Annotated in this window: 12 protein-coding genes; 1 reads left to right on the top strand and 11 read right to left on the bottom strand. The window is 54.7% G+C overall.

What is annotated here, in order from left to right:
- Positions 1-33 precede the first annotated feature (33 nt).
- The 11 genes from KGFNPO_RS06320 to apbC all read right to left on the bottom strand — a co-directional run bounded on the left by KGFNPO_RS06320 (position 34) and on the right by apbC (position 11283).
- Entirely contained in the window at positions 34-390 is a 357-nt protein-coding gene (locus KGFNPO_RS06320; RefSeq protein WP_472633664.1) for a hypothetical protein, read from the bottom strand.
- A gap of 19 nt (positions 391-409) precedes the next feature.
- Entirely contained in the window at positions 410-1537 is a 1128-nt protein-coding gene (locus tag KGFNPO_RS06315; protein ID WP_472633663.1) for a formate dehydrogenase subunit gamma, read from the bottom strand.
- Positions 1538-1568: 31 nt separating this feature from the next.
- A complete protein-coding gene (locus KGFNPO_RS06310; protein ID WP_472633662.1) occupies positions 1569-1793 on the bottom strand; it encodes a hypothetical protein in 225 nt (74 codons plus the stop codon).
- The gene (fdh3B, locus tag KGFNPO_RS06305; RefSeq protein ID WP_472633661.1) at positions 1790-2419 is read right to left on the bottom strand and encodes a formate dehydrogenase FDH3 subunit beta; all 630 of its coding nucleotides are present in this window, start codon (positions 2417-2419) and stop codon (positions 1790-1792) included. The genes KGFNPO_RS06310 and fdh3B overlap by 4 nt, the downstream gene beginning before the upstream one ends.
- A gap of 31 nt (positions 2420-2450) precedes the next feature.
- On the bottom strand, positions 2451-5411 hold the full coding sequence (locus KGFNPO_RS06300; protein ID WP_472633660.1) for a formate dehydrogenase subunit alpha: 2961 nt from the start codon (positions 5409-5411) through the stop codon (positions 2451-2453).
- A gap of 22 nt (positions 5412-5433) precedes the next feature.
- The gene (locus KGFNPO_RS06295) at positions 5434-5631 is read right to left on the bottom strand and encodes a hypothetical protein (protein ID WP_472633658.1); all 198 of its coding nucleotides are present in this window, start codon (positions 5629-5631) and stop codon (positions 5434-5436) included.
- A 371-nt stretch (positions 5632-6002) separates the two neighbouring features.
- Positions 6003-6617, bottom strand: a complete 615-nt coding sequence (locus KGFNPO_RS06290) for a TorD/DmsD family molecular chaperone (protein ID WP_472633657.1) — start codon at positions 6615-6617, stop codon at positions 6003-6005.
- A 12-nt stretch (positions 6618-6629) separates the two neighbouring features.
- Entirely contained in the window at positions 6630-8753 is a 2124-nt protein-coding gene (locus tag KGFNPO_RS06285) for a 4Fe-4S binding protein (RefSeq protein ID WP_472633656.1), read from the bottom strand.
- Positions 8750-9370 (bottom strand): DUF3306 domain-containing protein, encoded by a 621-nt coding sequence (locus tag KGFNPO_RS06280; protein ID WP_472633655.1) that lies wholly within the window; start codon positions 9368-9370, stop codon positions 8750-8752. The genes KGFNPO_RS06285 and KGFNPO_RS06280 overlap by 4 nt, the downstream gene beginning before the upstream one ends.
- Positions 9357-9878: a DUF3305 domain-containing protein gene (locus KGFNPO_RS06275; protein WP_472633653.1), complete on the bottom strand. Its 522-nt coding sequence runs from the start codon at positions 9876-9878 to the stop codon at positions 9357-9359. Before KGFNPO_RS06275 ends, KGFNPO_RS06280 begins: the two co-directional genes overlap by 14 nt.
- A 313-nt stretch (positions 9879-10191) precedes the next feature.
- A complete protein-coding gene (gene apbC, locus KGFNPO_RS06270) occupies positions 10192-11283 on the bottom strand; it encodes an iron-sulfur cluster carrier protein ApbC (RefSeq protein WP_472633651.1) in 1092 nt (363 codons plus the stop codon).
- A gap of 125 nt (positions 11284-11408) precedes the next feature.
- Here apbC and metG point away from each other — a divergent pair, with 125 nt between their 5' ends.
- On the top strand, positions 11409-13520 hold the full coding sequence (metG, locus tag KGFNPO_RS06265; protein ID WP_472633650.1) for a methionine--tRNA ligase: 2112 nt from the start codon (positions 11409-11411) through the stop codon (positions 13518-13520).
- The last annotated feature ends 44 nt before the right edge of the window (positions 13521-13564 follow it).

The following is a 13564-nucleotide window of genomic DNA, read 5'->3' as shown; positions in this document are numbered from 1 at the left end:
TATTTGGTCAGTATTAATGACAAGCCACCATGCTTATTTTTTTACTGCAGCCGCAGCATCGGTTGCAACTGGCAATCCTGCAGGTGCGGCAGCTGGGCTTGCTGCCATTGGGCTTACGACAGCGGGACTTGCAACATCATAAGGTCCGGGGTCCGAACAGGCTGGCACCGCTTCAGCGGGTTGCGCTGTTGCGCTTTTTTCCTGCAGGTAACGGGCAACAACTTTATCTTGTGATAAGCATAATTTATACGCAGCCACTTTGGAGGTCCAGGCATCTTTGGCCTTGGCTTCTGCCGCCTTGGCGGCGGCATCTTCACTTATTGGCGGCAACTTGGCAGCAGCCAAGCCAGTTGCCATCAAGCCCAACATCATACAAATAAATTTATTCATGCCTGCCCCACCATGTGCGTTATACATTGGCCTTTTTGGCTGTTTCAGTGTGCGGTTCGGGTGAACGATTCCGCGCCACTTTTCCAGACTGGATGTCGTCATACCATAAATCATGATGTTCCTTGGCCCATGCATCATCCACATAACCGGTACGCATTGCCTTATAGGCACCGTCCATCCCCAAGGTGCCAAGGTAAATATGGCCGAGAATCATGCTGATGGCTAATACCGCTGCAACAATATGAACAATACTGGCTATCTGCATATTTCCGCGTGTGTACAACAAACCGGGGACCAGCATATCCAACACAAAACCCGAGGCGCTCATAATCAAGCCGAACACCACCACAGCGCCCCAGAACATGACTTTTTCACCCGCGTTGAATTTACCGGCGCTGACGTGCTTGCCGCTCAACAAACCGCCAAGCTGTACAAACCAGTTCAGATCGCCTTTCCCCGGTAAATTGTCTTTTACGTAAATGACAAAAAACACGACTATCGAGCAAGTAAATACCGGGCCCACAAAATTGTGGATATTTTTAAAGGCAAATGACAGCCAGCCAAACAGCGTCAGCCCGAACACCGGCAACAGCACGTACTTGCCAAACAACATGGTGCCGCCGGTGAGTGCCAGCACCACGAAACTAATTGCCGTGGTCCAGTGCGACAAACGCTCGACCGAAGTGAAGCGCTCTATCAATCGTCCGGTGGCGCTACCTTTCAGCTTAATTTGCCCCTTGATCAGATACATCGCAGCCAGCACCAGCAGCACGGCTATCAATAGCCAGCCGCCAATATTGGTGAGCGGGCCATTGCGATATTGCCGCCATGCCTCGCCGGCCGTAGTAGCCCGGGCCTGTCCCGGAAACTGCGCCTTCGGCTGTATCAGCACGCTCGCCTCCAGTGCGGGCAGGCTGGAATAATTTGGCGTACCAGAATTTACGATGCGATAGGTCGGCGCCAGATTGCCGGGCTGGCTTTGGCTGCGTTCGGCCTGATTCTGTTGCAGAATATCAATTGACTCAACATTCGGCGCTGCCTGACTGGATTGGCTGGCAGCCACTGGCGGCACGCCCTGTGCCGCCACGCCGATCCAGCCGGACAATAGGTAAAAACCCAATATCAAGCTACCAAATTTCGTTTTCATATTGTCTCCACTTGCCGGCTTGCCAGCGCCATCAATTCATTCGAACGTATTCGTTTTGATTTTGACCGCGTGTATGAATTTGTTTTTCCCAGCTTTCCTTGTCGCCGGGAGTCCAGCCACCGGCGACAAAGCCATTCTTTGCGCCCTGCCAGGACTTGCCGTCAGACTTGACGGTAGACCCGGTTAGCGATTGATCTCTTTCGCTGCAAGCTATTAATACCAGAGCGCTCAGGGATACCAAAAGAAAGCGGATCATGATTTATTCTCCACCGGCGCTTTTGCTTCAGGATGCGGGGCGCGACCGTAGGCCGTCCCCCAGCCCCACACTTCGCTGCCGGCGCCGCGCTGGACTACGCGATTACGGAAAATATCGGCAATCACATCGCCGTCACCACCCAGCAAGGCTTTGGTAGAACACATTTCTGCGCAGGCTGGTAGCTTGCCTTCAGACAAACGATTGCGGCCGTATTTTTCAAACTCCGCCTCTGAGCCGTCTTCCTCAGGGCCGCCGGCGCAGAAAGTGCATTTATCCATCTTGCCGCGCAAACCGAAAGTCCCGTTGGAAGGAAATTGCGGCGCACCAAACGGGCAAGCGTAAGAGCAATACCCGCAACCGATGCAAACATCCTTGTCATGCAACACCACGCCTTCATCGGTGCGGTAAAAACAATCCACCGGACACACCGCCATGCAGGGAGCGTCCGAGCAATGCATGCACGCGACAGAAATGGATTTTTCCTGACCGACCACGCCATCATTAATGGTGACAACCCGGCGTCGATTCACGCCCCAAGGCACCTCATTCTCGTTTTTACAAGCAGTGACGCAGCCGTTACACTCGATGCAACGTTCGGCGTCGCAGATGAATTTCATTCGTGCCATTTAACTTTCCTCCCAATCGTTTCTACCGGCTTCACGCAACAAATTTTTCGATATTGCAGATGGTTGTCTTGCTTTCCTGCATCATCGTGACGGAGTCGTAGCCGTATGTGGTCGCCGTATTGACAGCTTCGCCGCGCACAATCGGCATTGCACCTTCTGGGTAATATTCTTTCAAATCCTTGCCTTGCCACCAACCCGAGAAATGAAATGGAATAAACGCGGTTTCGGCATTAACGCGCGGCGTGACCTGCGCCTTGACCTTGATGCGGGCCCCGGTTGGCGTTGAAACGATCACGTATTCGCCGTTGCGAATGCCCCGGTCGGCAGCAGCCTTCGGATTCAATTCGACAAAGGCGTCTTGTTGCAATTCTGCCAGCCAAGGGTTGGAGCGGGTTTCCTCGCCACCGCCCTCATATTCGACCAGTCGGCCTGAAGTAAGAATGATCGGGAATTTTTCGTATAGCTTCTCCGCAACATTCTTGTCCTGGATCGACTTGTAAAGTGTCGGTAAGCGCCAGAATGATTTTTTATCGTCGTGGGTCGGATATTTCGCCACCAGATCGGGCCGTGTTCCATACAGCGGCTCGCGATGTTTCGGTACCGGATCAGGAAAATTCCACACCACTGCACGCGCCTTGGCATTGCCAAATGGATGGCAGCCATGATTTTTCATCACCACGCGCTGAATCCCGCCGGACAAATCAGTCTTCCAGTTCTTGCCTTCTGCAGCGGTTTTCTCAGCATCAGTCAATTCATTCCACCAGCCCAGTTTTTTCAGCAGCACATGATCGAATTCCGGGTATCCGGTGGTGATATCGGCACCTTTCGAATACGAGCCGTCTTCAGCCAGCAAATTCACGCCATCTTTTTCAACGCCAAAATTGGCGCGGAAATTGCCGCCGCCATCCATCACATGCTTCGAGGTGTCGTACAGGTTGGAGGTGCCCGGATGCTTGAGTTCAGGCGTGCCATAGCAAGGCCACGGCAAACCGAAATAATCTCCGGTCAAGTCATATCCGGTGGCGGCATCCTTACCGCCTCTGCATTTCAAGGTTTTGACATCGAACAGATGCATGTTACGCATGTGCGCTTTCAGCCGCTCCGGCGACTGGCCGGTGTAGCCAATTGTCCAACTGCCGCGGTTAATCTCGCGCAACATGTCCTCCGGTTCCGGTTCCATCATGCCGCCCTTGCCTGGGACCAATTTGATCTTGGCGACCAGTTCTTTGCCGAAACCGAGCTTTTGCGCCAACTGGTACATGATCATCTGATCGGTACGCGACTCGAACAAAGGTTCAATGACTTTTTCGCGCCATTGCAGCGATCGATTGGACGCGGTGACGGAACCCGAGGTTTCAAACTGGGTCGCCGCAGGCAGCAAATACACGGCGCGGTTGGGATTGAGTTCCTGTCCATCCACTTTCATGGCGGCCATGGCTGCTGTTGCCGATGGATAAGGATCGACTACCACCAGCAAGTCCAGCTTATCGAATGCTGTCTTCATCTCCAGGCCGCGGGTTTGGGAGTTCGGCGCATGGCCCCAGAACACCATCGCCTTGACGTTGTTTTCCTGGTCTATAAACTCATTTTTTTCCAGCACGGCATCGATCCAGCGCGACACGGTAGTGCCGGATTTCTCCATCATTTCCTGCGATGCAAACTGCTTTTTAACCCATTCGTAATCCACGCCCCACACTGCGCACCAGTGCTTCCAGGAACCGGTTGCCAGGCCATAGTAGCCCGGCAAAGAGTCAGGATTTGGCCCGACGTCAGTTGCGCCCTGCACATTATCGTGACCACGAAAGATGTTGGTGCCGCCGCCCGATTTACCGACATTGCCCAGCGCTAGTTGCAAGATACAGGACAGGCGCACCATTGCATTGCCGATAGTGTGCTGGGTTTGACCCATGCACCAGACCACGGTTGAAGGACGATTTTTGGCCAGGGTTTCTGCGACCTTGAAGACTTCGGCTTCGGTCGCGCCACACGCTTCTTCCACTTTTTCAGGGGTCCAGGTCAGCGCTTCTTCCTTGACCTTGTCCATGCCGTAGACGCGATTGTTAATGTATTCCTGATCTTCCCAGCCGTTCTGGAAGATGTGATACAGCATTCCATACAAGAATGGGATATCGGACCCGGAGCGAATCCGTACGTATTGATGTGCCTTGGCTGCAGTACGGGTAAAACGCGGATCGACCACGATCACCTTGCAGCCGGTTTCTTTCGCGTGCAGCAAATGCAGCATCGATACCGGATGCGCCTCGGCAGCATTGGAGCCGATATACATCGCTGCCTTCGAATTCTGCATGTCGTTGTAGCTATTCGTCATCGCGCCATAACCCCAGGTGTTGGCAACACCTGCGACCGTAGTCGAATGGCAAATGCGCGCCTGGTGATCGCAATTATTGCTACCGAAGAAGGATACGAATTTGCGCAGCAAGGCGGACTGTTCGTTGTTGTGTTTGGACGATCCCACCCAGAACACCGAATCCGGGCCGCTGACTTTGCGGATATCCAGCATTTTGGCGGAAATTTCGTCCAGCGCCTGATCCCAGCTGATGCGTTGATACTTGCCGTTGACCAGCTTCATCGGATATTTCAGCCGATACTCGCCGCGACCGTGGTCGCGTAGTGCAGCGCCTTTGGCACAATGCGCGCCCAGATTGATCGGCGAGTCGAAGACTGGTTCCTGGCGAATCCAGATGCCGTTTTGCACCACCGCGTCCACTGCGCAACCGACCGAGCAATGCGTGCATACCGTGCGTTTTACTTCGATCTTGGGACCGGTTGCTTTGCCTTCAACAGCCGCCCTGGCTTTTTGTATCAAGCCCAATTGCGCGGCGGCGATCCCGGCTCCGACGCCGATGCCGGAACGTTTCAGGAACAGCCGGCGATCCATTGTCGGTAGCGCACGCGACAAGCTCGCGGCAAGACTTGATGTAAAACGGCTGCGCGAACGCTGACCGGCGTCGCTTTTGCGAGTCAACAGCATGTTGTCACCTCAGTATTCAGTATTAAATAGTGGTAGTGCGGTAGTATTTTTTGACGTGCTCTGTCAGTCGATAACCAGTGCCAGCAGGTTCGGCAACGACGACATCCAGCGCTTTTCCAGCAGGAACGGTGCTTACCACCTTGGCCGCGACACCAGCCGCAACAGCCAAGCCGAGCCCGGAAAAAAATGTCCGGCGTGCGATTTTGTTTGTATCCGCCATTACTGTCTCCTTAATACAGGGTGGGAATCCTGATTTTTTTTATGCGCCAAGCGTGAATTATGGCTTGACTGCTTATTGCCTTGTATCTTATGTAAATTATTACAATAGTTCAACGGACAATTGCAATATGGTCTCGACATACCGGCATCAAATTTTGCAGAAACTGCTTCACGTAAGTGTTCTCATGCCTGCCATGCCATTTTTCGAAACTAAAAAAATGATGGAGTATCATAAAAAATAGTGCATTTACCGCATGTTTTTATTGTGTAAATAAAAATACTCTAGAATAGTATACATAATTTCAAAAATCGTCTCGACGCAAAAGTTGGCCATATGCATACCATCAGGAAACGCCAATTGCAGATGGAAACTTAATCCATATCAAAGGCCTGCGTCTCCACTTCAAAAAACGTCCGTGCCAGGTTGGCTACTGCCGCGTACAGCCGGACGTGACGACTGGCATTGATTGCGGCGCATGCATCCAGCACCCAGGCTTGCATGTGGGTTGTGAAAAAGGTTTTTTGCGCTTGAATATTGGCGTGCAGAACATCGTCTGAGGCGATCAAATAACGCATCACTTCGCACAAGCTGGAAATGTGATCTTCGCTCTCGTTTACTGTAGCCACGCGCTCCAAACCCAGTTCAGCCAGATCGGTGCGTAACGCTGCCAAGGGCTTTTCCATCAAAAATCCGGACAGGTAATACGAACCGTACAACATCACTTCCGGCTTGCCGGTGCTGATGAACAGTTGATCGTATTCTTCCCGCACTTCTTCTGCCTTTGCACTTTTGCACGCAAGCACCAGCTCGGCCCAGGTTTGCTCCAACACACCCTCGCCCTCGGATTGCGCCGAACCTATGGTGTCGATCAGAGTTTGTGGCGGCGGCGCATAAAACAGCGTAGCCAGCAAACCATACAAATCCGCGCGGGCGGTTTCTTCGCTCTGATCCGGAGTTTCCAACTTCAATGATTCACTGGTGTTCATGCAATCTCCGGCTTAATGCGGGCGTTTCAAAGCAATTATTGAAGCCTCGTTTTTATTTTCCATCATGTCGATCACGCGGCATTCGGAACACATTTTGATGCGATCCAGATTGCCGGCGAAGGCACCGTGCGCCGACAATTTTGCCAGCATGTTGTCGATCATCTGCAGCGTGCCGAACGGGGTATTGCAGCGAATGCAATGGTAGGGTTGCGCTTCGTTCAATACCACTGCCTGTTTGGCTGCGTCGGTAAACAACAAGCGCGGCGATAGCGTAATTGCAGATTCGGGACAGGTTTTTTCGCACAAGCCGCACTGTACGCAATTTTTCTCGATAAAGCGCAGTTGCGGCAAATTCGGGTTATCCGTCAGCGCAGATTCAGGGCAAGCGCCAACGCAAGACATGCACAAGGTGCAGACATCCTTATTGACCATTACCGCGCCATACAACGCGCCGACCGGCAAAGCGATCTGTTCCACTTTAGCGGGCGCATGCCGGTGCAGATGCTCCAGCGCGAATTCCAGCGTAGTGCGCTTGTCGGCGGCCACATTGAAAGTGGCGCAAGTTTGCGACGTCTGGGCTGGCGTCAGTGCTTGCGCGTTCACGGCGATCTCAAGATCGGCGGCAGTTTTAGCGCGGATTAACTGCAAGTGGATACCCGCATATCCCAAACCGGACAGGATAGTTTGGGCAATTTCCATCTGCTGCTGCAACGCTTCCAGATATTGCGGCGCTTCTTCCTCCGTCACCAGCACGCTGATATGGGTTGCGCCGTAAGCAAACGCGGCCAGCCATACATCAATGCCGACGGCAGCAGTGTGGTGCAATTCGACCGGGATGATGCGCGCCGGAATGCCGCGCCCGCCGGCTTTCGCCAAACGGCCCACCTGTTCGACCAATGTTGCGCCCTGCCCCTTGCTGTGGAATAACAGTCCGGCTTGGCGGCCGCCGGCCTTGGCATACGTAGTCAACAACGTTTTCAGGCGCAGTCCCATGTCGGTGGCACGCGGATAGGCGTATGCCATTGCGCCGGACGGACAAACCGTGGTGCAAGCGCCGCAACCGGCGCACAGATTGGGATCGACCTTGACGTGATTGCCGTTGTGGCTGATAGCTTCGGCCGAGCAAATATCGATACAGGCGTTGCAACCGATTGTTTTATTGCGGCTATGGGCGCACAGCTTTTCCTTGTAGGTAAAAAATTTCGGCTTTTCGAACTGACCAATCATCGACGTCAGTTTCAGCGCATCTTCAAACTGGCGGGCGACATCTTGTCCTAGCGCGAAATATCCCTGCGGCAACTGATGGGCGCGCACTTGCGGCGTTTTGGATAAGTCGAATATCAGATCAAATTCGCCGCTACGGTCGTTGCCCGCTTTGATGTCGCCACGGGCAAAGTCGATTGCACCAATGGAACCGCACGCTTTGATGCAATCGCCGTGCGAGCGGCATTTGTCGAGATCGATCTGATAGGTCAGGTCAATCGCGCTTTCCGGGCACGCTTCGATGCAGGCATTGCAGCGAATGCAGGTTTCCAGATCGATCGGATTGTCTTGTTGCCAGCGCACTTTGAATGCGCCCAGCCAGCCGGAAATCGCGATTTGCTTGCCCGAAAAACTGGGAAAGCTGCGTTCGCCCAGCATTTGGGAATCGCTGCCGGAGGTCAACAACACGCTGACATCGACTTGCGCGCTGAGGCGCTGCGCCCACGGCAGCGCTTGATCGGCTGGCCCGATAATCAGCGTATGTCCGGCCGAATCGTAATTGACAATCGGCACCGGCTCCGGATCGGGCAAAGCGGCGGCGGCCAGCAATGCGGCCATTTTCGGCAATGCCGTTTTCGACTCCGCGCTCCAGCCGGCAGTTTCACGGATATTTACGAAGCAAATCGACGCCACGGTATTTTTTTGCTGTGCCAGTTCGGCAAACAGCGCACGCTCTTGGGTGCAGGCGACGACAACCTTATCCCCCCCGTCCACGCCGTCCAACACACCCAGAAATGCACCGATTTCACGCCGGCATAACTGGCTCGCCACCGGCAGCGCGCCGATGCCAAGCGCTGCGCCAAGTTGTGCGCCAGCCGCAACGTCCAGCGGCATGCTGTGGTTGCAGTTACAGATTTTGAATTCGGTCGTCATACAGTCTCGTTTTTAAGTGTTTCGACGGCAACCGGCAGCGCATCCGGCTGCTGCGCCAAAGCCGGCTGCGGATCTGCTTGAATATTTTCTTGTGGCAAGACTGGCGCGGGATTGTCCGCTGCGGACTCTGACTCCGTTGCGTCCTGCTCAAGTTCAGTCGCCTCGGGCGGATTTGCTGCAACCGACGCTTGTTCTTCCGCTTTGTCCAGCAATTGCGACACCGGTTTTGTAAAGAATTGCGCCGGATTGAGTGCGCTCCTGGCGTGACTTAACGCTTCCAGCATGCCGGGCGGCAGTGGATCGGGTTGACTGTAATCACCGATGTAAATATCGAGCCCATCCATGATGTTGAACTGCGGCAACGCAAACAGTTTCTTCATCGCGGAGCGCTTGACGCTCTCATCGACGCCTTTAGCCAAAAATGCGGTGTAATCGGATTCTGCGGTCAAGCCCTCGACATCGGCCAGCGTCGGCAACGGTTTGACTACCGCTGGCGCATCGGTTAGCGCCGGCGAGTTGTCTGCATCGGGCCCGACTGCAGGATCAATGGCGGCTGGCGCTGACGTCGCGTCAAGTTTGCGCTTGCTCCAGCGTGCGAAAAAATCATCGGCCGCCATCGCCCTTCCCTTCCGCCTGCGCCATCAGGTCAACGCCAGCGCCGCCTTCGAATGAAGGTTTTTTGCGTTTACGCTTGATTTCGGGCTGGTAATGTTCCTGCGTGAAACGGCTGAGTCGTTCGATGATCGCCGCCGATGCAGGCAAAGTATCGACCTGTTCGCCGCCATCCATCAGGCGCGCCGCCTCGTTGTAGGACAGCGTGACCGCTTTGGGCACAGCAATTTCCTGTGAGTCGATCTGCTCGATGCGCCACATGATGAACCAGCATGGCGTGGCGGAACTGATATTGAGGTAATAGCCCTCGCCTTCATCGCTGAACAGCTTGATGTCGAAACCGGGAAACAGCCAGCGCGTATCGCTGTCGTCATCCAGCAGACGGCGGGCGCTGCCGGGCGGCAAGGCGGCGCTGTCGAGTACTTCCAGCGGACGCCACTGGTGCGACTGCCAGCGATTATCGAGCGTCTTGCGCTGCATGATGACACTCACATCGATTGCTTGCGTCTCCATGTTCAGGCCTCATTTCAGTGCGATGGATCAAATCGATTCCAGCTGCGGTTGCAGCCGGATGATTTTTAGATTAAAGCATACTTAGCGATGTATTTTTAAAACATTACAGAAATAGTGCGGGAAGCAATGTATTTTTACCTATACTCCAAATATTATTAAGAAGCCGGCAACTATTCAAACTGCTGTGGTAGTACCACTACCCTCTCTCCCAGCCTCTCTCCCACAAGCGAATCGCATGGCGATTCGGGCACCAGAAAAAGCCATGCCGGGAGAGAGGAGCAAAAACTCCCTCTCCGCTTGCGGGAGAGGGAATTCAATCGTTCTTGATCACGATGCTAGGGAACTTGCTGCTCATGTCGCGCGCTCTTTCAGCCACGCCGACCGCGATCTTGCGGGCGATTTCCTTGTAGATCGCGGTCACCGGGCCATCCGGATCGGCTACCACGGTGGGCTTGCCGGAATCGGTCTGCTCGCGAATCGACATCGTCAGCGGCAACCCGCCGAGGAACGCAACGCCGTATTCCGAACACATTTTCTCGCCGCCGCCGGAGCCGAATATCGCTTCGGCGTGACCGCAGTTGGAGCAGATATGCGTGCTCATGTTTTCGACGATGCCGAGAATCGGAATCCCGACCTTCTCGAACATTTTCAGCCCCTTGCGCGCATCCAGCAACGCAATATCCTGCGGCGTGGTGACGATCACTGCGCCGGTCACCGGCACTTTTTGCGACAGCGTCAACTGGATATCGCCGGTGCCTGGTGGCATGTCGACGATCAGGTAATCGAGGTCGCGCCAGTTGGTCTGCTCCAACAATTGCTGCAGCGCTTGCGTAACCATCGGGCCGCGCCACACCATCGGCTCGTCGGGATCGATCATGAAACCGATCGAAGACACTTGCAGGCCGTAGTTTTCCAGCGGCTCCATGGTCTTGCCGTCCACTGTCTCCGGACGGCCGGAAATGCCCATCATCATCGGTTGCGAAGGGCCGTAGATATCGGCGTCCAGAATGCCGACCGACGCGCCTTCGGCGGCCAGCGCCAGCGCCAGATTGACGGCAGTGGTTGATTTGCCGACGCCGCCCTTGCCGGAGGCTACAGCAATGATGTTCTTGACATTCGGCATCAGCTTGACGCCGCGCTGCACCGAATGCGCAAGAATCTTGGTATACACATTGACGCTGACATTGCCCACGCCGGGAATGCCGCGCAGCGCGCCGATCACGCTTTTGCGGATCGCATCGATCTGGCTTTTGGCCGGATAACCGAGCTCGATATCGAGCGACACATCGGCACCGTCGAGCACAATATTCTTCGCCGATTTGGTGGCTACGAAGTCTTTATTCGTCGTGTTTGGGTCGACTACTCTCGACAGGACTTCCTTAACCGCTTCTACACTAATCTGCATACGTATCTCCATGATTGATGGGCAAGTCTAGCGCAAAACCGCAGGCGCTACAGCATGCCCCTATGCCCCACAGGCCTATTGCACTGTTAAAATGGCGCTTACTTCATATCAAAAGCGCACCAATTATGACCCGCAAGCTGTTCGTTACTACTGCCCTGCCTTACGCCAATGGCGCATTTCATATCGGTCACATCATGGAATACATCCAGGCCGACATCTGGGTCCGGTTTCAGCGCATGCAAGGCCACGAAGTGCACTTTGTCGGCGCGGACGACGCGCACGGCGCACCGATCATGATCGCGGCCGAAAAGGCCGGCGTCACGCCGCAGGCATTCGTCGCCAACATCGCGGCCGGACGCAAGCAATATCTGGACGGTTTCCATATCGCGTTCGACAACTGGCATTCGACCGACGGCCCGGAAAACCACGCATTATCGCGTGACATCTACCGCAAACTCAAGGCCGCCGGCTTCATCACCACCAAAACCATCGAACAGTTCTATGACCCGGTCAAGGAAATGTTCCTGCCGGACCGCTACATCAAGGGCGAATGCCCGAAATGCGGTGCCAAGGACCAATATGGCGATTCCTGCGAAGTCTGCAGCGCGGTCTATGCGCCGACTGACCTGAAAAATCCGTACTCGACGCTGACCGGCGCCACGCCGGTAATGAAATCGTCCGAACACTTCTTCTTCAAATTGTCCGACCAGCAATGTGTGGATTTCTTGCGCGAATGGGCGTTAGGCAACATGGATGGCAAACCGCGCCTGCAACCGGAAGTTGCCAACAAGGCCAGAGAATGGCTGGAAAATGACGGCGGACTGAGCGACTGGGATATCAGCCGCGATGCGCCTTACTTCGGCATCGAAATTCCCGATGCGCCGGGGAAATACTTTTACGTCTGGCTGGATGCGCCGGTCGGCTATCTGGCGTCGCTGAAGAACTATTTCGACAAGACCGGGCGCGACTTCGACGCCTTCATGGCTGACCCGACGACCGAGCAATACCATTTCATCGGCAAGGACATCACCTACTTTCACACGCTGTTCTGGCCTGCGATGCTGAAGTTTTCCGGCCAAAAAATACCGAACAACGTGTTCGCGCACGGCTTCATCACCGTCTCCGGCGAGAAGATGTCGAAATCGCGCGGCACCGGCATTTCGCCGCTGCGCTACCTCGACATCGGCATGAACCCGGAATGGCTGCGCTATTACATTGCAGCCAAACTCAACGCCAAGGTGGAAGACGTCGATTTCAACCCGGACGATTTCGTGGCGCGGGTGAATGCGGATTTGATCGGCAAGTATGTGAATATCGCCAGCCGCGCGGCCGGTTTCATCGCCAAAAAATTCGACGGCACACTCAGCATGGAATGGGCGACGGACTCTGACCCTTTCTTGTCGACGCTGCGCACTGCCGCAACCGAGATTCAGGCACTCTTCAACGGCCGCGAATTTGGCAAGGCTTTGCGTGCAGTGATGGACCAGGCCGACATCGTCAACGCCTATGTGGACGCCAACAAGCCGTGGGAACTGGCGAAAGACTCGGCCAACAGTGCCACCTTGCACGAAGTATGCAGCCGCCTGATGGAAGCCTTCCGCATCTTGAGCATTTACCTGAAACCTGTTCTGCCTGAATTGGTGATGCAGGTTGAATCCATGCTCAATCTGCAGCCATTGCAGTGGGCCGACGTAAATGTGCCGATGTTGCATGGACATCGGATCAAACCTTATACACACCTGATGCAGCGCGTCGATCCAAAAATGCTGGATGCGTTGTTTGAGATGCCGGAACAGGTGGCCGATGCGAAGGAAACCCACCTTCTCCCCGGCCCTCTCCCTGAGGGAGAGGCTGAGAACGGTGGCTCCGCCAATCATGAAATTGAAACACTTGCACCGGAAATTAAAATTGACGATTTCGCCAAGATCGACTTGCGCATCGCCATGATCGTCAATTGCGAACACGTCGCAGGTTCCGACAAGCTGCTGCGCTTAACCTTGGACGCGGGCGAAGGCCGCTTGCGCAATGTGTTTTCCGGCATCAAATCGGCTTACCAGCCGGAAGAACTGATCGGAAAACTGACCGTGCTGGTGGCAAATCTGGCGCCGCGCAAGATGAAATTTGGCGTGTCCGAAGGCATGGTGCTGGCCGCATCTGCCGCCGATGAAAAAGCCAATCCCGGAATTTACATCCTCAACCCGTGGCCAGGCGCCACGCCTGGGATGCGAGTCGGCTAACGGGATTAAGGCCAGTACCGGACGATATCGATGATGCCTCTTCA

It is taken from the genome of Gelidimonas diazotrophica (assembly GCF_055694025.1).
The sequence above is the reverse complement of the archived record's forward strand: the minus strand, read 5'-3'. Positions and strand labels throughout refer to the sequence as shown.